Annotated in this window: 16 protein-coding genes and 3 pseudogenes; 8 read left to right on the top strand and 11 right to left on the bottom strand. The window is 62.1% G+C overall.

The genetic code is table 11. The annotated features are described in order from the left end of the window. Positions 1-9: 9 nt before the first annotated feature. Positions 10-246, bottom strand: a complete 237-nt coding sequence (locus tag BMZ21_RS22620; protein ID WP_091839951.1) for a hypothetical protein — start codon at positions 244-246, stop codon at positions 10-12. Between the two features lie 80 nt (positions 247-326). Further along, complete coding sequence (locus BMZ21_RS22615) at positions 327-617, bottom strand: DUF6894 family protein (RefSeq protein WP_091839948.1); 291 nt, start codon at positions 615-617, stop codon at positions 327-329. Positions 618-1,178: 561 nt separating this feature from the next. Here BMZ21_RS22615 and BMZ21_RS22610 point away from each other — a divergent pair. After that, positions 1,179-1,613, top strand: a complete 435-nt coding sequence (locus tag BMZ21_RS22610) for a DUF1236 domain-containing protein (RefSeq protein ID WP_244543968.1) — start codon at positions 1,179-1,181, stop codon at positions 1,611-1,613. A gap of 186 nt (positions 1,614-1,799) precedes the next feature. Here BMZ21_RS22610 and BMZ21_RS22605 read toward each other — a convergent pair whose 3' ends face one another. The 4 genes from BMZ21_RS22605 to BMZ21_RS22590 all read right to left on the bottom strand — a co-directional run bounded on the left by BMZ21_RS22605 (position 1,800) and on the right by BMZ21_RS22590 (position 5,422). Beyond that, complete coding sequence (locus BMZ21_RS22605) at positions 1,800-2,216, bottom strand: Ros/MucR family transcriptional regulator (RefSeq protein ID WP_091839946.1); 417 nt, start codon at positions 2,214-2,216, stop codon at positions 1,800-1,802. 957 nt (positions 2,217-3,173) lie between these two features. Beyond that, positions 3,174-3,407: a hypothetical protein gene (locus tag BMZ21_RS22600; RefSeq protein WP_091839944.1), complete on the bottom strand. Its 234-nt coding sequence runs from the start codon at positions 3,405-3,407 to the stop codon at positions 3,174-3,176. A 1,119-nt stretch (positions 3,408-4,526) separates the two neighbouring features. Continuing rightward, positions 4,527-4,736 carry a hypothetical protein gene (locus BMZ21_RS22595; RefSeq protein WP_143079763.1) on the bottom strand — a complete coding sequence of 70 codons (210 nt, stop codon included), beginning with the start codon at positions 4,734-4,736 and terminating at the stop codon, positions 4,527-4,529. A 431-nt stretch (positions 4,737-5,167) separates the two neighbouring features. Continuing rightward, positions 5,168-5,422 carry a hypothetical protein gene (locus tag BMZ21_RS22590; protein WP_091839939.1) on the bottom strand — a complete coding sequence of 85 codons (255 nt, stop codon included), beginning with the start codon at positions 5,420-5,422 and terminating at the stop codon, positions 5,168-5,170. Positions 5,423-5,569: 147 nt separating this feature from the next. On the opposite strand from BMZ21_RS22590, the pseudogene ligD reads away from it, so the two are divergent. Continuing rightward, positions 5,570-6,606, top strand: a pseudogene (gene ligD / locus BMZ21_RS22585) (non-homologous end-joining DNA ligase). A gap of 269 nt (positions 6,607-6,875) precedes the next feature. Here the strand turns inward: ligD and BMZ21_RS22580 are convergent. Continuing rightward, positions 6,876-8,291, bottom strand: a complete 1,416-nt coding sequence (locus tag BMZ21_RS22580; RefSeq protein ID WP_091839936.1) for a lipopolysaccharide biosynthesis protein — start codon at positions 8,289-8,291, stop codon at positions 6,876-6,878. 514 nt (positions 8,292-8,805) lie between these two features. Here BMZ21_RS22580 and BMZ21_RS22575 point away from each other — a divergent pair. Then, positions 8,806-10,166 (top strand): annotated as a pseudogene (locus BMZ21_RS22575) (IS1182 family transposase); the annotation flags it as partial. Positions 10,167-10,308: 142 nt separating this feature from the next. Here the strand turns inward: BMZ21_RS22575 and BMZ21_RS22570 are convergent. Together BMZ21_RS22570 and BMZ21_RS22565 are read right to left on the bottom strand one after the other, a co-directional pair. Then, positions 10,309-10,635 (bottom strand): hypothetical protein, encoded by a 327-nt coding sequence (locus tag BMZ21_RS22570; protein WP_091839933.1) that lies wholly within the window; start codon positions 10,633-10,635, stop codon positions 10,309-10,311. A gap of 45 nt (positions 10,636-10,680) precedes the next feature. After that, entirely contained in the window at positions 10,681-10,935 is a 255-nt protein-coding gene (locus tag BMZ21_RS22565) for a hypothetical protein (protein ID WP_091839920.1), read from the bottom strand. A gap of 266 nt (positions 10,936-11,201) precedes the next feature. Between BMZ21_RS22565 and BMZ21_RS22560 the strand changes: the two genes are divergently transcribed. The 5 genes and pseudogenes from BMZ21_RS22560 (at position 11,202) to BMZ21_RS22540 (ending at position 14,536) form a co-directional block, all read left to right on the top strand. Then, positions 11,202-11,600 (top strand): hypothetical protein, encoded by a 399-nt coding sequence (locus BMZ21_RS22560; RefSeq protein ID WP_091839918.1) that lies wholly within the window; start codon positions 11,202-11,204, stop codon positions 11,598-11,600. Further along, positions 11,593-12,367, top strand: a pseudogene (locus BMZ21_RS22555) (SOS response-associated peptidase). The gene BMZ21_RS22560 and the pseudogene BMZ21_RS22555 overlap by 8 nt, the downstream one beginning before the upstream one ends. A 659-nt stretch (positions 12,368-13,026) precedes the next feature. After that, a complete protein-coding gene (locus BMZ21_RS22550) occupies positions 13,027-13,323 on the top strand; it encodes a hypothetical protein (protein WP_143079762.1) in 297 nt (98 codons plus the stop codon). A gap of 14 nt (positions 13,324-13,337) precedes the next feature. Continuing rightward, entirely contained in the window at positions 13,338-13,559 is a 222-nt protein-coding gene (locus BMZ21_RS22545; RefSeq protein ID WP_091839909.1) for a hypothetical protein, read from the top strand. Positions 13,560-14,182: 623 nt separating this feature from the next. Further along, on the top strand, positions 14,183-14,536 hold the full coding sequence (locus tag BMZ21_RS22540; RefSeq protein ID WP_091839906.1) for a response regulator: 354 nt from the start codon (positions 14,183-14,185) through the stop codon (positions 14,534-14,536). 29 nt (positions 14,537-14,565) lie between these two features. Here the strand turns inward: BMZ21_RS22540 and BMZ21_RS22535 are convergent, their stop codons facing one another. Together BMZ21_RS22535 and BMZ21_RS22530 are read right to left on the bottom strand one after the other, a co-directional pair. Further along, positions 14,566-17,034 carry an ATP-binding protein gene (locus tag BMZ21_RS22535; RefSeq protein WP_091839903.1) on the bottom strand — a complete coding sequence of 823 codons (2,469 nt, stop codon included), beginning with the start codon at positions 17,032-17,034 and terminating at the stop codon, positions 14,566-14,568. Between the two features lie 71 nt (positions 17,035-17,105). Beyond that, positions 17,106-18,596 (bottom strand): ATPase domain-containing protein, encoded by a 1,491-nt coding sequence (locus BMZ21_RS22530; RefSeq protein ID WP_208862349.1) that lies wholly within the window; start codon positions 18,594-18,596, stop codon positions 17,106-17,108. Between the last annotated feature and the right edge of the window lie 117 nt (positions 18,597-18,713).

The raw sequence follows: 18,713 nt of genomic DNA, 5'->3' as shown, positions 1-18,713 counted from the left end.
GACGAGTTCTTAGCCAGCGTTGAACGCGGCGATAGCCGCGGCCGATAAATCGTCGATCGACTGCGTGCGGTCCAGCATCAGGCGCAGGACGATGGCCCCGAGCTTCGCCCTGGCGGCCTCCAAATCACCGCCAGAAATGTCGCCGTTCGCGCTCAAAAAAACAAAGGCGGGCGCCTGGATCGCCTCCGCGACCAATAATTCTTGGGAATGGAGGACGCCAGGGAAGCGAAAAGTTGGGATATACATCGGCAGCTTCGGGGCTTGGTGGTCACTGGCAAATTATGACGCGCCGCCATGTTCGCAATGGTTGTCGGCGGGGTCCATCTTCAGGTCAGTTTGCCGTTGCCGTGGGCGAAGCCAGCGTTAGCCTTGGCTCGCATATCACTACTCGCTTCGCCGTTGAACTCCAGTGACGCTTGGTAAACCACCCCGCCTCCCACGACCTCGACTACAACGCGCATCACCCTGTGCGGTCCGTCGGGAAGGCTATCCCTGGCCATATCCGCGAGCGCCCGCTGAGCCTCACGAATAGCTGCTTTGTCGTCCGGAAAGTCCAGCCAATCAGGATTGAGGTCGAGCGTATCGCCATCATCCGTCATGAAGCGGTATTTCGGCATCGAACTCGCTCCAGTGCCCCCCTCAGCCAAAGAACCACGTCAAGTTCGTGCAGTTCCGCAAACGCGAAAGCCGCGCCGAGATCGCCGGCGAGGCTTTCGTGGGTCAGCCCTTTGCTCTGCCTACGGGGAGTACCACCGTGAATTCCGAGCTCAAACGCTCTAGCAAGGATTAGGCTCCGGATCTCGATCAGCGAGATTGTCGCGAGCGCTCGATCGCGCGCCGTGCCAGGTCGTGCTCGTCATTCGCGACCGCAACGAAGTTCGGCACGATAAAGGCCAGCCGGGCTCGCTCTCGCTTTCTCAACGCGTCGGGCACGCAGGATTTGATTCCGTCCCACGCACTATCGAAGGCAGCTCTCGTCTGAGCGATATCCTCAGGAGACAACGACCGGAATGGCATGCTCTCACACTAACCAATGGACGATCTAAAACTTGAGGCGCCTGCAATTTCAGGTAACAGCAAAAGATGGAAACCCACCCCGCGCGCAGCGGCTGTTTGCGACGAGGCGCCATCGGAACCCGGGAGCCACCGAACCGTTCATCGCAAGAGGATAGCGGAGTTTGAACTTCGGCTTCACCGCGATGAAGGAACATCACATGCTCAAGAACGCTCTTTTCGCCGCCGGGCTGGTACTGCTACCTGCTACGGCGTTCGCGCAGAATTCTGGGGTCGTCGTCCGCGATCCGACCGGCGGCTCAACCCGCGATCCGGCGCTCGGCGCAGGCAGGGTGGAGGCTCCCCTAAGGCGGGACCCGGCCGGTGGGGTAATGATCGACGATTCGACGCGCTTCCGAGCCTATGTGGTCGAGCAGCGCGTCCCGTCCTACACCTATGCAGAGCCGATGACGGTCGGCACCGTCCTCCCGCAGCAAGGCGTGGTCTACCGTGATGTGCCCGCAGAATATGGCGCCAGCGGTTATCGCTACACCGTCGTCAACAACCGAACGGTGCTGGTCGATCCGAATACGGGCCGGGTCGTCCAGATCATCGAATAATCAGCTGGCCCGTGTGAGGTATGCGTGAATTCGTTGCTAGCCTGCTCCTTCGGGAGCAGGCTTATTCACAATGATCAACCGACAACGTCACAGCTCGCGTCGCCGCCGCCGGCCTGCTCTCTGGCTATACTGCCGAGCCATCCGCGCACGCTAGCGATTCCTGCTCCGCAAGCTCGCATTTTGCTATCAACGGCTTTTGCGCCGAGCCCCCGTTTTACGGCCGAGGCCGATCGATTTGGCCAACCGAGCACGAGCTTCGGCATAGTTTGGTGCAACCATCGGATAATCCGCGGGAAGGCCCCACTTCGCCCGGTACTCATCTGGAGAAAGGTCATAGGCAGCGCGCAGGTGCCGCTTCAGCGACTTGAAGGGGCGACCATCTTCGAGGCTGTAGATTGCGTTGGGGGTAATCGATCTCTTGATCGGGATAGCAGGTGTGGGCTTGGGAGCCTCAGGTGCAGTCGTTTGCCTCAACGCCACAAACGTCGAGTGAATGCCCGCAATGAGTCCGGCAAGCTCGGATTGCGGAAGCCGGTTAAACTTCACATAGGCTGACGCAACCATCGTCGTCAGCCCAAGCAGCTCGTCGCTATCGCCTGACATCGTTCCTCCGATCTCGGTTGAGCCTCAGTAACTGATTCGTTCCGGCCGATATCAAGCGTTCAGGCGGCCTGGTTAGCCACTAAAATGCAAGTGATGACAGAAATTTGCCGTCGCGACAGATAGTTGCATTACAGCAATCTGCAATTTCAGGTTGTTAAAGCATGTCAGCGAACGCCCACGAATGACTTGTGTGACTTGAGACAACTTCTTGAAATAGGTGAATTATAATCCCAAGAATGGTTTCATGACACCAGTATCGCCCCCTCGCAAACGTACCGAACGCATAGGGCTCGTCCTTGATGACGGCACGTGCGAGACAATTGAGACGGATGCTCGCCGACGGTCGACGTCGATGTCGAGCGTGATCCGCTAAAACGCCATCTCTCAGTTCGCGGCAAATCAATCCAACAGCCCGCGGGCGGCGCCGTAATGTTCGAGTGCGCCGACGAACGCCCGCCTGCTGGCTTCGGCAGCCCAGCGACGCTGAGACGGAGGCACAGGCCCTGCCCTACGGCAAGGTTCTCGCAGGCTCGGTTCAAGCGGCTCAACAGCTCCAGAACGTCGCCCCGCAGGCACGCGCTTCTGAAGCATGCGCCGGGAGATGGAGAGATCTTCTGGGCGACACGGGCTCACCCGCGAGCGCATATCGGCGAGGGACGGGTTTTGGCCCGGTCTCGCTCGCGCGTGGCCGGACCTTTTCGCTTCAGGTCACACGACGCAGGCTTCGGCGCCGCTCGTGGCACGGGACCGCGGGTGGTGTGTCCCATGATCGCTGGACCTCAATCTCATCCGGCTCACTGGGCGGTGGGTTGTCCCAGATGATCGTGTACCGAACCGGGGTCGTATCATGTCGGATGACGGTGGCGCGCTCACGTACCTGCATTGTCTGTCTCCTTCGCGTTCAATGCGCCGAAGAGCATGGCGCGCCTCAAACTAGGGGGCACCGCACAGGCCGAACTACTGCGCTGCCAGCGCTTTGTACCGCTCGATCTCGCTGACGAGTTGCGCCACCGCCGCGTCGCAGCGATGCTGCTTGATGCCCCGGGCGCTCTCGCCTTCGCCGCCCTGGACGCCGTAGAGCGTCGAGCGCAGCTTGTTGGCTTCGGTCCGGCGAGATAAGCGATTTTGCATTCGTGCTTCACGCATCACTCCACGTGCTGACTTCGCAAGCAGCGAGGCGAGATCGATCATTGGCGGATTTGCGGGCGGGTACTGCATCGGCGGGCCCCTTGGATTGAGCCGATACTGGCAGGGAGCGGTAAGGCGCCAGCGGCGACGACGCCGGTGAAAGCGCCGCATGCTCCTGACAGGATCGAGCACGCAGACCCGCGATTCTGCCCCGCATCGGCTTCCCCTTGCCGGTACTCATGCACGCTCATCTCGCCCGGCTCCGCTTCGGCGGGCCGGGCTTTCTGTCTTTTGATATTGCCGGCGTTTTTTGGCGAATTAAATTTTAGCACCTGGTGCCGGTTGTGGAGAACGGAGATGCCATTCTCATCACTGACGGACCCGGTGAACCTTGCCCGGGCAAGTGCCGCGCTCGACGCAGCCTGGGATGAAGTTCGGTCGACACTGTCCGATCCATGCGACGAGCGCGAGCGAACACGCCTCGCCTACATTGTCGCTAGCTTGGTGGCGAATGCGGAGGATGAGGACGATCTGACCCTACGCGCCATCGAGCGATACCGTCGAGCACAAGCATCCTGAGGGGGCCGGACACCCGGCGGGGAGAGACCGTTCCAAGGTGCGCTCGATGATGGCCGCCATCCACAGGATTAAGACCTTTCGAACTTTCCAGCCCAACGAAGCGACCTTACTCTGCCGCTCGCGCGGCGGCCTCGGGCCGAGCCGAGATACCGGAATGCTGACATCTCAGCGTCTGCTTTCAAGCCGGGTGTTGCGCCCCGGCCCGCGTCCCGTTTAACCCCCTCGGCTTGCGCCAGGGGGTTTTCTGTTTTTTTGACGTGCTATATTCAAGAAGATGCGTCCCGCGAGTGGCGCCGTGCCTCTCGCTGTCCAGTCGCCCCCAGCCTATGGCGGCGAGAGGCATAGCGGCCGCCGCTTCGACCATGTCCGATCACATATCACGGAGCTACCGTGCCCGCTTCTATGGCACGCCCCGTGAACTCGGGTGAGAACGGCGTCGGCAACTTAACGAGCAGCCAGCAAACCACGAGCACTAACACGAATGCGCCGACGGACAATAAGCTGGGAAACTTGCGGCGCATTCGGTGACCCTGGTCGGCCGAGCTTAACCTTGATCTGGGCCTCTTGTTCCCCTTCGATCTCGGGGTGAGCCGAGGAGTTCTGCTACTGCGCTGGCGACGCCTTTGCTTGCACCTTATCCATCTTCGTCAATGCGGTTTGCAACTTTGCCAGGGTCATCGGCTCAAAGACCAGCTCGACATCGGTCGAGCCATCAATCTCCAGCTTGATAATCGCTCCCTCGGCCGGATCTTCGCTGATGACGATGGTGACGACATCGATCACCGTCGCCTGTGTGCTGGGTTTTCCTGACATGTCCGGTCTCGCCTACCAAAGCGGCACCGGTGGGCCGCTCGTCCAGTTTTGAGCCAAACTATCGCGGGCTTCAAGCCTGGGCGCGGCGCTTCTGCTTGTGGCTCGTCTGGACCATGTCTTTTGACGTTGACGCCAACCGGGGGAGCGCGTCGGCTGATGATCTTTCGCGGGGGGCTGTAGCACGGAGTTGATGCAATGGTTGGCATTGATCAGCGGGTCGAGATCATTGCGCGAGCAATGTGCCGATCGGCAGGGCTCGATCCAGACGAACTGATCGAGATCGATGCCCATCACACTCGATGGCGTTCCATGCAGCCCGCTAAGGAGCCGATTGAGGCGTGGCGGCGATATCAAATCGCTGCGGAAAACTTCTGCGCAGTGAGCCGAGACCTTTTGGAGGTAGATCGTCGGTACTAGGCTAGGATGCTTAGTCAGAGCTCGCATCGCGTGAGCGTCCGCCCGGTCGCTTCGATCTCGAACAGGCAATCGTCGATGAAGCGTACAGGCGTGCCGTCTTCAAGGGCGTACTCGGTGACGCTCAGCTGAAGCAAGGGGCGGTAGACCACGACGGTGTAACGGTTGCCATCCTCGTCCTGGCAGAGCTCGCGATAGAGTTCATGACGAGCGGAGGACGGGTTGCCCGCGACCTTATCGGTCAGCCCGGACTGCTTCGGTTGGGTACGCATGACAATCTCCGACGCAACTATACTGCTGGCGAAACAGGCGTGCGTCCCGACCGTTCCGCGCGATAGCGAAATCTTTACGCAGATTAGGAACGCTGGTGAGCGGCTGTCGTTGAGCCGCCAGTTTGTTGCGTTTCAGTGGTGTCGGGTATGGCAACGCCGCGTCGCGTCCTGAGGGCTGCGCCTACTAGCGAGGTGCTGCGCAGCGCGCCCGTCAAGGCGCGGCGCGTTGCCGAGCCGGATCTCTTTGTCGATCCGATGCCAATGCGGATTCAGCCTTGTCTCGCCCTTCTCAAGCCTAAAGCGCCGGAAGGGCCCGACTGGCTCTTTGAGGTGAAGTGGGATGGCTACCGTCTTGCGGTGCATCGTGACGACCGTGGGACGAGGGTAATTACCCGAGGCGGGCACGACTGGACCGAGCGCTTCCCCTCGATCGTCGCCGCCGCTGCAGAGCTCGACGCCAGGAGTTTCATCATCGATGGTGAAGCCGTCGTTTTGGACGGAGCTGGTCGGGCTGATTTCGGCATGCTGCAGCAGGCGCTGGGCGGCCGTGGCGGCAAGCGGAGCGCCGAGCGGGCCATGCTTTATGCCTTCGACCTGCTCTACTCGATGGAGTGGACCTGTGTCGGATGACATTGGTCGAGCGGCGGCAGAGGCTTGAGGATCTGATCGACCATGAGAGCGGCTTCCTCCGGCTGAGTGAAGAGGTCGAAGCGAGCGGCGCCGAGTTCCTCGCAAGCGCCTGCAAGTTTGGCTTGGAAGGCATCATCGCCAAGCGCCGAGATTCTCGCTATCGCTCGGGCCGTGGCGGCGACTTGCTCAAGATCAAATGCGTCCAGTCCGACACCTTCCTGATCATCGGCTATGAGCCGTCAACGGCTGCGTTGGGGGGCATTGGCGGGCTTCTGCTCGCCGCTCAAGGCAACTACGGCCTCGCCTATGTCGGCAGCGTCGGCACCGGCTTTACGCATGCGAGCGCGATGGCGCTCCGCAAGCAGCTCGATCGGCTCAAGGCCGCCTCGCCGCCGGCGCGCGGCATCAGCAAGAAGGGCGTGGTCTGGGTGAAACCGAAGCTCGCGGCCGAAATCGCCTATCGCGGCTGGACGCATGACGAGAAGCTGCGCCACGCCTCGTTCAAGGGGCTGCGGGAGAAGGCCGACGCGGCGGCCGTCTATCGGCTGGCTTGACGTCTGCTTAGGAGCATGTGCAGCCGCTGTACACGGCAAGAGGTCGGCTGATGAAGCTCGGATCGCGTTCGAGAGGGCTGCGGCGGCGGCCAATCGCCTGATTTTGGCATCCGTCGATAAGCGGTCAGTTCGCCCATCATGAGCGCCAAGCTTCTCGCCGACCCCAACCCCGCTAAACGGCGACGGGCAGCTCTTAAGAGTGCGGGCCTGTGCGAGCGAGGCCGGGCCCTTTTTGGTTACAGTTGTCGCCGTCTAGCTGAAGCTCCGCTCTATGCGGAATAGGCGCGCGGAGGTCGGTCGCCGACCCACAATTCCGATATTCTTGCAACCAAAACCCCAAGGACGATCAGGACTGTCAGTTGCGACAGAAGGGTGACCGTAATCAACCCTTCGACGCTGAACATCAAAGCCGCCGGATAGACCGCTACAAGGCTAAAACAAGCCCCGGCCAGCACTGCGAGAAAAATCGACCGCGTCTGCTCCAAAGCTCGAAACGCGCAAGCCAGAACGACCGTCACCAGAGCCGTTGGAAAGCCGAACGAACTCCAGGTAATTACCCAGCCGAATTCAAGAATCTCATCGCCATACAGCCAGTGCAGTAGCCACGGCCCGAACAATACAAGGCCGGACACCGCCGCAATGCTGATCAAAGCCACGACGGACAGCGCCCAGCTGAGCACACGCCGAAGGGCCGGTGGACCGTTCTGGGCCAAGGCCTTCGCCGCAAGCGGCGGCAGGATGTTCTCAAGCGCCTCGCGGGCAACGTTCATCACCGAAACCAGGCTCTGGGCTACACGCAAGGCTCCAAGAATTCGGGGGCCGAACAGCCCGGCCGTCACGATGAGGCCGCTATAGGCCAACACCCACTGTACCGCCTCGGTGAGGACGAGCCAGCGGGCGGATTGCCACTGTCTGCGCGTAACGGCCGAAAATATATCCTGCTTCCAGCGATAGGGGCCTACCATGCCGAGGCCGCACAGGGCGGAGGTCGCAGCTGCGGCCGCAAGTACCCACAGCGCATTCCCGATGCCGATGAGACCCTCGTGCCAGAGCGCCGTGAGGGTGCCCAGTCTGAGGCCAAAGTTGACGATGTCGAGCAGCAAGATGCAGGCCGGGCGCCGGCGGGCGAAGAGGCAGCGCCGTAAGTAATCCTGGGTCAGATAACACCCCCCGGCGACAGCCGCCGGCAAGGCGATATCGTGCAGCGGCCCCGACGTGCCTGTGGCAAAGCTCAGAGTGCTGAAGATTGCTGCCGCGGCGACGGCTCCGTAAATGAGCTGGTGGATCCCAACCACGGTATAATAGGCGTCGGCCTCCGCACCATCTTTCGACTCCGCAATGCTCATCATCGGGCTAACAATCAGGCCGAGCTGGAGGCTCATCGCAAAGTGCAGCGGCAGCCAGGCCATCGTGTAGAGACCGAAAGCCTCAAGACCGAGTGCGCGGGTTAGCAGGATCGTCGTCAGAAAATTGCAGGTGCTCGACAGAGCTTGATTGCCGAAGGCGAGCGCGGGACCGATCGCAGTTCGGTAATGCATCGTGAAGTCGCGCGCTTTTCGGGCCGCGCGAATGCTTCTCCAGCCCTTAACGCGGCAGTGCTTGCAGGTCCCATCTAATGCGCCCATGCGCATCGGCTTGTCTATTTTGCTGAGACATACGCAGGCGGCCGGCTGATCAATCCCCATCTGGGGATATTACCGTTGTCGTCCCGACATCCGTGCTTGCGCATCGGGGTTGTTTAGGGGGCCCCCGACCAGCCCAACTACCTCCAAAGTCCCGATTTTTCTTCCCCGATCCCCGCCGGCACGTCCCGACCCGCTGCCGCAAGGACACCTATTTGACGATCAGAAGCACGGCATTGGCGCTTGGTCACCGCGCTTGTTGCCGTATAGGGCTAAGCCCGGCCCGAGCTGGGCAAGTGGTTCATGCGCGGCCTTGAGGACCTTCCCGGTATGCGGCGGTGAACGCCGCTACGTCCGGCGCGAGAATGCCATATCGCTCGGCACGCGAGGAATGGTCTTCATGCCAACATTGGTCGAGGAGGCATTGGCCGATGATCATCCCTGTTTCAATCGGCTTGGCTACGAGTACTAGCCGACCTTCCGACACGTCCGCTTCCGACCGATACCGTTGAAAAAGTCGGCATTGCCGCGGTGGTAAAGTCTGATTCAGTCGTCCTCGGGATTGGAGGACGGCGCGATGATGGGCGAGCGGCAGATGGCGCAGGAGGCTCTGTTCTACGAGTTCAGCCTGGAGCGTCACGTCCCGGATGATCATTGGGTCCGCGCCATCGATCGGTTCATCGATCTCTCGGAGATCCGGGCGCATCTGCGGCCGTTCTACAGCGAGATCGGCCGGCCCTCGGTCGATCCTGAGCTGATGATCCGGATGCTGCTCATCGGCTATTGCTTCGGTATCCGCTCCGAGCGCCGCCTGTGCGAGGAGGTGCATCTGAACCTGGCCTATCGCTGGTTCTGTCGGCTCGGGCTCGAGGGCAACGTGCCTGATCATTCGACCTTCTCGAAGAACCGGCATGGCCGTTTCCGGGAGAGCGACCTTCTGCGCGAACTGTTCGAGACGACCGTCCAGCGCTGCATCACGGAGGGGCTCGTCGGCGGCGAAGGTTTTGCGGTCGATGCCAGCTTGATCCGGGCCGACGCGAACAAGCAGCGCTCGGCGGAAGCGTCCGAGCCGGTCGACTGGGACGATCTCGCCCGGACACGGCGCTCGGTGCGCGAGTATCTCGACACGCTCGACGAGGCCGCCTGGGGCGCAGCCAGCGAGGCCAAGCCGAAGTTCGTCTCGCGCTCCGATCCGGCAGCGCAATGGACCGGAGCTCTGAAAAGCCATGCCTTCTTCGCCTATGCGACCAACTACCTGATCGATCTCGATCACGCCGTCATCGTCGATGTCGAGGCCAGCCGCGCCATCCGGCAGGCTTAAGGTCGGCTCGGCCCGAACCATGCTCGACCGGGCGCAGGAGCGCTTCGGCCTCTGGCCGGCGAGGCTCGCCGCCGACAGCGCCTATGGCTCGGCCGAGAACCTCGCCTGGCTCGTGCATGAGCGCGGGATCGAGCCGCATATCCCGGTCTTCGACAAATCCCAACGCAGCGACGGCACCTTCAGCCGCTCCGACTTCGCCTATGACCACGCCCGCGATCTCTACACCTGCCCGAGCGGGAAGGAGCTCAGGCCGCGGCAGAAGGCCTATCGAACCGAGCGACCACTCGTCGATGGCGAGGGCGTGATGCGCTACCGCGCCAGCAAGTTCGACTGCGACGCCTGCTTGCTGAAGCCGCAATGCTCACCCAACATGCCCGCTCGCAAGATCCTGCGCTCGATCCACGAGGGCAGCTCGCGACATGGCCAGGGACATCGCCGAGACCGACGCCTATGTCACCTCGCGGCGAGAGCGGAAGAAGGTCGAAATGCTCTTCGCCCATCTCAAGCGCATCCTGCGGCTCGACCGACTACGACTACGCGGACCCAACGGCGCCAGAGACGAGTTCCACCTCGCCGCCGCAGCCCAGAACCTCAGGAAGCTCGCCAAGCTCCTGCCGAACGGACCTCAGATCAGGACAACGTGGGAGGCGAAAGCGCTCGCCGGCAAATCGCCGCCCGTGATCGCCTCGCTCAAAGCCGACTTTTTCAACAGTATCCGCCCATTGCGGACATCGAGTGTCTCCTGCCGACGGGTGCATTCTAGCGCTTGGACTTCGCCCGTGCCTCGACAAGCTCCATGTGCTTGATCCATTGCAGCCAGCGCTTATCACCGAGCCATGCGCGGTATCGGTCCCAAGCTTGCCGGAACTGCGCCGCTGCTTCATCGCGAGATGGCGCGCTGCCGGACTTGCCGATATCCGGGTCCACGTCCTGCACCGTGATCGTCCAGCCCCACACGGGGACTTGCTGCCAAGGGTGATAGACGATCGACCCGACGTAGACGCCCTCGCTAGTCACGCGCCAGAAGTGCTCGCGGTTTGCCTCGATCGGATCGTCTGGGTAGCTGCGCGAGAGGATCAAACTCATCCCGTCAATTGGGCGTCGTGCCGGCGGGGCTGGACTAGACACCGGCTAAAGCGCCCTGATCTGCTCCTCGAATTCCTCCGGGATGGCGCCATGGCGCGCGAGGACATCGAGTGAGCTGACCTCGCCTGTCTCGTCATCAGCGGTGACGTGGATGACGGCGACGCCTTCTACAGTGCAGCCTAGGCGCTCGCCTTCATTCAAGGCGTGATGCTTCGTCTTCACCGGTAGCCGCTGGCCGTGCACCAGCCGCTTCCGATGCGTCTTGAAGGGCTGCAGGAAGAATGTGTCGACAGTGGCCATGGCTTGACTCCCTGATGTGGCTTGTTCTCATAATGTTCTCATACCGAGGACGCAAGCCATGCCAGCCGTGCCGTTGCCGGACACGTCGCCAATGATGTAGATCGAGCCTGGAATCGATGATCTGATCGCGGAGCATGGCAGCGAGCGCGCTGCGACCCGGGCGCTCCTGATCGATCTCGCAGAGCTTGCACGAGACGGCGATCGGATAAGCTCCCGCGGCTTCCTGCGCGGGGTGTTCTCGGAGGGAGCTCGGCCGCTTCCGGGCGATGACGAAGCGTGAGCGCCGTCCGGTGACGCTGGCGACGACGATCGGGCACTGTCCCTGTGTGGCCGTGCACCTGCGCTGTCACTACTGCGCTCGAGAGGCGAGGGTTCGCCTGGCGGTGCTGGCGATCGAGTACGGGCTCAACGCCCCGCTTGGCCGGGTCCTGCGCACCTTCGTGTCGGAGTGTCCGTATGACCCGCTTAATCCGAGCTGGAAGCCTCAGAAGTACGGCCGCAAATGCGGCGCCGATTGCCCCGACGTGATGAGCCCGCGCCCGCCCGACCTGCCGCCCAGCCTGTCGGGCCTGACCTTGATCGACGGCGGCAAGGCGGACATGCTCCCGTCCGAGCCGAGCGCGCCAGATCGCCGCCGGCGCATTGGCGAGGCGGACGATGTGTAATCTCTACAGCCATACCCGCGGCGTCGAGGCGATGCGCAAGCTGTTCGCGCCGTTCAACGATGGCCCCGAACCTGGCCAACCTGCCGCCGCGGCCGGGCATCTTTCCTGACTACCAGGCGCCGATCATCCGCAACGAGGACGGTGAGGCGAGGCTGGCGCTGACGCGCTGGGGCATGCCGTCTTCGAAGAAGGCTTTGCTGGATGCCGCCACGAAACGTGCCGACAAGCTCCGCGCCAAGAACAAGCCGGTCGATCTCGACCACCTCCTGCGGATGGAGCCGGATGGCGGCACGACGAATGTGCGCAACACCGCGAGCTCGCATTGGAAGCGCTGGCTCGATGTGCCCAGCCGCTGCCTCGTGCCGTTCACCAGCTTCAGCGAGTTCAATCGCGATGCCGGCGGCGATATATGGTTCGCCTTTGGCGAGGAGCGCCCGACCGCATTCTTCGCCGGCATCTGGACGCCGCGATGGAAGAGCGTGCGCAAGGTGAGGGAAGGCGAGGTCGAGGCTGACTTGTTTGCCTTCCTGACCACCGAACCGAATGCCGAAGTCAAGGCGATACATCCGAAGGCGATGCCGGTGATCCTGACGACGCCGGAGGAATGCGCCGCCTGGATGACTGCGCCGTGGGACCAGGCGAGTGCCCTCCAGCGCCCGCTACCGGACGGCTCGCTGACTATTGTTGCCCGCGGCGCCAAGAAGGATGGATCTGCGGAGGTGCTTGCCGCCCTAGCTGAAAAGTCGACGCAGGCGACGCTGCTTTGATGGGCCACTTGGAGCAGACTGGCCGAGACAATTTCGCGGGACGTGAGCGGCTGACGGCCGCGCTGGCGGCGGGGCCTCTATCGCCATGGAACCACGGCGATCATTGCAGCGGCTTGGGTCGCTGGCCTTTGGTTGTTCGGCCTGCTTTGAGAGGTCGTCTGGCTCGACGCAGTCGCTGCGCAATTAGCGGCCCAGGACGATGGAAACCGTGCCGACTTCCTCAACCTGCAAGCGGGCCTCAGCGAGTCTTCTTCAGCCGTGAGTATGTTTAGTGTCATGCCTTCACTAGGGCCTCGATGATCTCGTTATGGTCGGCGATCAGGGATCAGCGGTCGCCGCGCTGCCGTTTCCTCCTCAGACCGGCGTATCCAGCGTTCGAACAGCTCTTCGGCGCTCGCTCCCGGTACTGCTGAAGGGATGGGATTGGATCTTGCGAAAGAAAGCCCTTTGAGCATGACCGCAGCGATCGAGCGCATAGCGATCAGAGCCACCAAAAGATAAGCGCTATCGCATCGCGCAGGCTGAGCGAGAAGCCGAGGCGATCGGTGGGGCGATAGCTAATCGAGATTGGCATGTTGCGTGCTCCCTATGCTGGAGCGATTATGCACCCGCCGCAGAGGCCGGGGATTGATTGCAGATTTATCCTCGGGGAGATGCCGATGAGCGACGCTCGCACGCATCATGTCGTGGTTGAAGTGGACCGCGACCGCTTCCATTCAAAGCTTCGCAAGATCGAGGCATGGCTTTCAGAATGGGAGATCGACGCCGAGGTTGGCTCGGTGCTCGGATCATCCGGCTTGCTCAGGGTGCGTTTCTCGGATGAGCGGGCGGCCTATGCGTTCCGCCGCTGCTTTGCCGGTCGGTCGGTGCCAGCCGATGACATCGCCGCGGCTCAGTCCGCCGATGCCGCGGACGAGGCCTTGTATGAGCGGCTCGCGCGAGAGTACCCTGACTAGGGGAGGCTCTTGCTATGGTCGACGCCGTCAAGATGGGATCGGGCGTCCCTCGCGTTCGGCTTCGGCGCGTCGATGACCTTGTCGGTCGGATCAAGGCTCTCGTCTCCGATGCTCAAGCGCAGGGTTATGGGACCATCGCATATGTTCTCGGAACAGCGTTGATCGAAGCGCGCATTCAACTAGACGGCGAGGCGAACGAGTGCCGGAGTCGCGACGCCGATCGCAAAGAGCTGTGATTAGCAGAGCGGCGAGTGCTCAAGGCATTCTAAGTGAACCGCTTGCCTGGGGTCGCTTTCGGTGGTTTCGTTCGTCGATGAGCCTTTGCTGCTGCATCGAATGCCCGTCTGCTAGGCCATCAACGCCCTCCGGGGTACAGCGCTCGCTGGGAGACGAGCCGCACACCCGCGCTAATTGATCCCATCCTAGGCATTTGCCACTCGGCCCACGATAGCCTGGGCCGCCGCGACTCCCACAGCCAGAAGCTGCACTGAGGGCCTTTGCGGCCAGCAGTATCGCCAAGCGCGCCAGCATGTGCGCCTTCACACGCCCGCCTCCGAAAATTAAGGAGCCAATTAGTTGCTCGCTGGCTCCTGAACCCTGACGGCGATCTAGCAACGGGAGCTATGCACCACGCTGTCGCAGGAGATACGCTGCATTAATTGCAAGCTGTAAGTCGCTGGCGTTGACCTCGCGGCCGGCAACTGGCTCCGTTTTTCACAGCCAGGCTGTGACACAGAAGCGAGGATGCTCCCGTGCTGTCCGACCGCCGTAGACGGGAGAGCAGGTTTCATGCGAAATCCCAGGACCGTCGTTGGAGCGGGTAGGTGAAGCCTTTCGCCAAGGAATTTAGAGACAATCGATGCTGAAAGGTAAAGCGATCCTGGTCGTTGAGGACGAACCGATGATCGCCATGGTGCTTGATGACCTGCTGACCGATTTGGGGTGCAGCGTCGTCGGACCGGCACACAATATCGCTCAGGCCCAAAGCTTAATTGGGACGAACACTTGCGATGCCGCCATTGTCGACCTGAACCTGAACGGGACCATGTCGCATCCATTGATCGAGGCGCTCATCGGAAAGGGCGTCCCCGTCATCGTCGCGACGGGCTACGGCGGCAGCGCGCCTGATCTGCCAAGCGGATGCCGTGTGCTGGCGAAGCCTTACACAATCGAGCACGTCGAACAGGTGCTTCGGGCCTGTCTGCCCGACTAATCCTCTGGCAAGCTGTAACGCGTGGGCGTTCAGGTACCGTCTTGCCGATTTTTCGGCCTGGCTCGAGTGACTGAGCGCAGTATCCGGGACAGGTCCTCGACGGCATAGGGCTTCTTCAACAGTTCGAAGCCGTGCCGGCCTTCCTCGGCGAGGATGTGGCTGTACCCTGACGTGAGCACGACTGGGAGGCCGGGATGGCGCTTCTGGATCTCCAGACCGAGCTCCACGCCGCTCATGCCAGGCATGACGACATCGGAAAACACCGCGTCGAAACGGTGGACCTCGGCGAGGATCTTCAGCGCCTCGTTGCCATTGGCGGCCCATGTCGTCTCATAGCCGAGATCGCTCAGGAGCTGCGTCGAGAAGGTCCCCACGTCCACGTTGTCCTCGACGACCAGCACGCGCTGGCCGCTTCCGCCGCTGATGGTCGCAAGCCGTGCTTCGTCGTGCTCGCTTTCTGCTTCCGGTCGACGTTCCACCCGCGGCAAATAAAGCGTGAACCGGGTTCCGGCCCCGACCGTACTTTCGACGTCGATGTCGCCGCCTGACTGTTTGGCGAAGCCGAAGACCTGCGAAAGCCCGAGGCCCGTTCCCTTGCCGACCTCTTTTGTTGTGTAGAACGGCTCGAAGATCTGGGAGAGTTTTTCGGACGGGATGCCCATGCCGGTATCGGAGAGCGACACCGCGATGAACGGTCCCGCTCCCCCGGCATGGCCGCGGATAGGCGGCATCCGCGAAAGGTCCTCTACGGCAATCGTCAGGGTGCCTTCACCGTCCATCGCGTCGCGCGCATTCACGGCCATATTAACGAGGGCCGTCTCAAACTGACTGATGTCGGCCTCGACGAAGCAGTCTTCCGCACGGATATCGGCGATGATCTCGACGCGCGATCCCATGATGGTCCGGAGCATTTCGGCGATGGCGCGGATGCGGACGCCGGGCTCGAACACCTCCGGCTTCAGTGACTGGCGGCGCGCAAAGGCCAGGAGCTGACCGGTGAGCTTGGCGGCTCGGTCCACCGTGTCGGAGATGGCATCCACGTACCGGCGCCGACGTTCCTCCGGGAGGTTCGGCCGACGCATCAGGTCTGTGGAGCTCTTTATGATGGTCAGAAGGTTGTTGAAGTCGTGGGCGACGCCACCCGTCAGCTGCCCGACCGCCTCCATCTTCTGCGCCTGGCGCAGCGCGTCTTCGGCCTTGGTCCGCTCCGCAACCTCATTGACGACCCTTTGCTCCAAGGTCTCGTTAAGGTGGCGAAGCTGCTCCTCGATCGCCTTGCGCGCGGTTATGTCAATGGCCGTGCCAAGCACTCGTATGCAACGGTTGCCCTCGAATACGCCTCGCCCCTTCGCCGCCACCCAGCGCAGCACGCCGTCTTCCTTGCCGATCGTGCGGTATTCCACGTCGTAGAGCGCGCGGCGCGCCGGGTCCGCGGCGGCGACATAGGCGGAGCCCGTCGCCTCGAGGTCGTCCGGATGCAGTCCTTCGTAGAAATCCTGCATAGTGACGGGGACGTCCGCTGAGATTCCAAACATGGCTTTGACGCGAGCAGGCCATAGGAGCTGATCGTTGACGGGATCCACGTCCCAGAAACCGATGTCGGCGTGCTCGGTCGCCAGCCGAAGGCGCTCCTCGCTCTCGCGAAGCCGGGCCTCGGCGCCGACTCGCTCGATATGCGACCAGCAGCGCTCGACGACTAACTGAACGAGGGCAATTTCACGCGATTGCCAGTCGCGCGGATGGCTTTGGTGGACTGCCATCATGGCGACCAGGCGACCGCCTTTTACCAGCGGGCAGCACACGATCGCGGAGATATTGATCGCCAGGAACATCTCGCGTCCCTCGCCGGAAGCAAGCTCAGCGGCGACGTCGCGGACGACCAGAATATTCCCACCTCGCATGTCGGCAGCGGCGCGGGGACCGAACAGGTCGAGGCTGTAAGTGCCAGCCGAGCTTGCGATCTCGGGCGCGGCGTAGTCGTTGCGGATGAAGAAGCGATCATTGTCGACGTCGACGTCCGCATAGGCGCATCGGGACGCGCCCAGGCGGTTTGCGAGGAGAGTGGCAGCCGTCAGCATTGCCGCCCGCGCATCGCGTGCGCCTCGCATGGCCTCGTCCAATTCTGCGAGGAAGCGCAGCTCGTCGACGCGCGCCCGCGCCTCATACTGTCGCCTGCGGCCACGTAAGGCGGCGCGGACCAGACTCACCAATGTGGTGGGGTGAAACGGGCGTTCGAGAAAAGTGGTATTGCCGAGTACGTCAAGATATCGGCGCGCTGCCGGGTTTCGCTCCAACCCGCCACCGTGGCCTGTCAGGAGCACGAAGGGCATGTCGGACCATTCCTGCTGGTCTGCGATCCAGGCAGCCAAAGGGCCCAGGTCCGAGGTTGCCAACGCTTCCTCAGTGACCACCACGACACCAGCGCCCACATCAAGTTCCCCGATCAGGTCGAGGATCGATCCGCAAGCCTGAGCAATGGTGCCTGCCTCGCCAAGCATCGCGACTGCGATTGACGCATCCCGTCCGCGGGGCGCTAGGATCAGAGCCCTTTCCGAGACTGTCGAACGCTTCACGCCTGGCCTGCCCGCACTGGCTCCGGGCCCTCGCCGACCAAGGTCGGAACGCCTCGGAGTACACCCTGGAAGTTGACGAGCGGCTCGCCGAGGCTGATGCCGCGACCTCCGATTCGGTATTCGCGGATGGTGTCTTCATGCCCCCCCATGCGCTTTTTCACGACAGAGATCGCGCGCCGGACCCGGCCGAAAGCCTCGAAGTAGCGAAGCAGTATGACCGTGTCCGCAAGATAGGTGACGTCCACCGGTGTCTTCATGTCGCCGACCAGTCCATGCTGCGCGACAGTCAGGAACGTCGTGGCTCCTTGCCGATTCAAATACTGCAGCAATTCGTGGATGTGCAGTACTAGCGCCTGTTCATGCGGCATGGCGGCCTGGTAACCGTTCAGGCTATCGATGATCACCGTCCTGACGCCGTGCTCCTCGACACAACGGCGCACCCGCTCGGCGAACTCACCCGGGCTTAGCTCGGCGGCGTCGACCTGCTCGACGAGAAGCTTGCCTCCATCGACCATCGCCTGAAGGTCGATGCCAAGTTTCTTGGCTCGATCGAAGAGCAAGCCAAGCTCCTCGTCGAAGACGAACAAGCCGGCGATCTCGCCCCGTGAGATGGCACTTTCGATGAAGGTGAGACCAAGCAGCGACTTACCGGTGCCCGCCGGGCCCAGGACCAACACGCTCGATCCACGTTCGATTCCACCTCCCAAAAGCGCGTCCAATTGGGACGAACCACTCTTCAGCTCATCGCGCACAAACCGCGTCTTGTGCTCGGCGGATACAAGACGGGGAAACACGCGCACGCCGCCAGTGAGGATGGAGAAGTCGTGATAACCCCCGCGATAACGACGGGCACGATACTTCATGACGCGAAGGCGACGACGATCGGCGCCGTATTCCGGCGACGTCTCCTCCAACCGGATCACGCCGTGAGCGACGCTATGCACCGTCTTGTCGTTGATGTCCGTCGTCAGATCGTCGAGCATCAGCACCGTCGCGCCCCTTTTCGCGAAGTAATGCTTGAGCGCCAGGATCTGGCGTCGGTAGCGCAGGGAGCCTTGGGCGAGAAGTCGGATTTCCGACAGGCTGTCCAGGACGACGCGGTCGGGCAGTGTCCGTTCAAACGCCTCGAAGATGCGCTTGGTTGTCTCGCCAAGTTCCAGGTCCGATGAATAGAGCAAGCTCTGCTGCTGATCCTCATCGAGAAGGAGCTCCGGGGGAACGAGCTCGAAGATCTCGATGCCCGCCATGTCCATGCCATGCGAGGCCGCGCCGGCGCGCAGCTCCTCCTCGGTTTCGGACAAAGTGATGTAAAGCGTGCGTTCGCCCGCCAGGGCTCCCGCCGACAAGAACTGGATCGAGATCGTGGTCTTACCCGTTCCGGGGTTGCCCTCGAGAAGAAACAGACGCCGCCGTTCCAATCCGCCCCCGAGAACGTCGTCCAACCCGGTCACGCCTGTCAGAGCTGGCTTATCGAATGGCTTGATCACATCCACCTCCGGCGACTGTCGACATCTCTTGGGTCACCACGGATAAGCGATCCGTACGGGAGGACCTCAATCCCGACGTTGGGCCAGGGGCCGATAAACACGTCGCTTTTTTCCTCG

The sequence above is a fragment of the Allobosea lupini genome, assembly GCF_900109525.1.
In the GTDB taxonomy this organism is placed as follows: domain Bacteria; phylum Pseudomonadota; class Alphaproteobacteria; order Rhizobiales; family Beijerinckiaceae; genus Allobosea; species Allobosea lupini.
Note: the sequence above shows the minus strand (reverse complement) of the source record. Positions and strands in the feature narration are given on the sequence as shown.

Coding starts and splice junctions, on each gene's coding strand:
- BMZ21_RS22535 (WP_091839903.1), bottom strand. CDS start 17,034: ATGCTTGGCGAGGCAGGCACCATTGCTCAGGCTTGCGGATCGATCCTC.
- BMZ21_RS22600 (WP_091839944.1), bottom strand. CDS start 3,407: ATGATCGATCTCGCCTCGCTGCTTGCGAAGTCAGCACGTGGAGTGATG.
- BMZ21_RS22545 (WP_091839909.1), top strand. CDS start 13,338: ATGGTCGACGCCGTCAAGATGGGATCGGGCGTCCCTCGCGTTCGGCTT.
- BMZ21_RS22540 (WP_091839906.1), top strand. CDS start 14,183: ATGCTGAAAGGTAAAGCGATCCTGGTCGTTGAGGACGAACCGATGATC.
- BMZ21_RS22550 (WP_143079762.1), top strand. CDS start 13,027: ATGAGCGACGCTCGCACGCATCATGTCGTGGTTGAAGTGGACCGCGAC.
- BMZ21_RS22605 (WP_091839946.1), bottom strand. CDS start 2,216: ATGTCAGGCGATAGCGACGAGCTGCTTGGGCTGACGACGATGGTTGCG.
- BMZ21_RS22615 (WP_091839948.1), bottom strand. CDS start 617: ATGCCGAAATACCGCTTCATGACGGATGATGGCGATACGCTCGACCTC.
- BMZ21_RS22590 (WP_091839939.1), bottom strand. CDS start 5,422: ATGCGTACCCAACCGAAGCAGTCCGGGCTGACCGATAAGGTCGCGGGC.
- BMZ21_RS22565 (WP_091839920.1), bottom strand. CDS start 10,935: ATGGCCACTGTCGACACATTCTTCCTGCAGCCCTTCAAGACGCATCGG.
- BMZ21_RS22620 (WP_091839951.1), bottom strand. CDS start 246: ATGTATATCCCAACTTTTCGCTTCCCTGGCGTCCTCCATTCCCAAGAA.
- BMZ21_RS22580 (WP_091839936.1), bottom strand. CDS start 8,291: ATGGGGATTGATCAGCCGGCCGCCTGCGTATGTCTCAGCAAAATAGAC.
- BMZ21_RS22595 (WP_143079763.1), bottom strand. CDS start 4,736: ATGTCAGGAAAACCCAGCACACAGGCGACGGTGATCGATGTCGTCACC.
- BMZ21_RS22570 (WP_091839933.1), bottom strand. CDS start 10,635: ATGAGTTTGATCCTCTCGCGCAGCTACCCAGACGATCCGATCGAGGCA.
- BMZ21_RS22560 (WP_091839918.1), top strand. CDS start 11,202: ATGACGAAGCGTGAGCGCCGTCCGGTGACGCTGGCGACGACGATCGGG.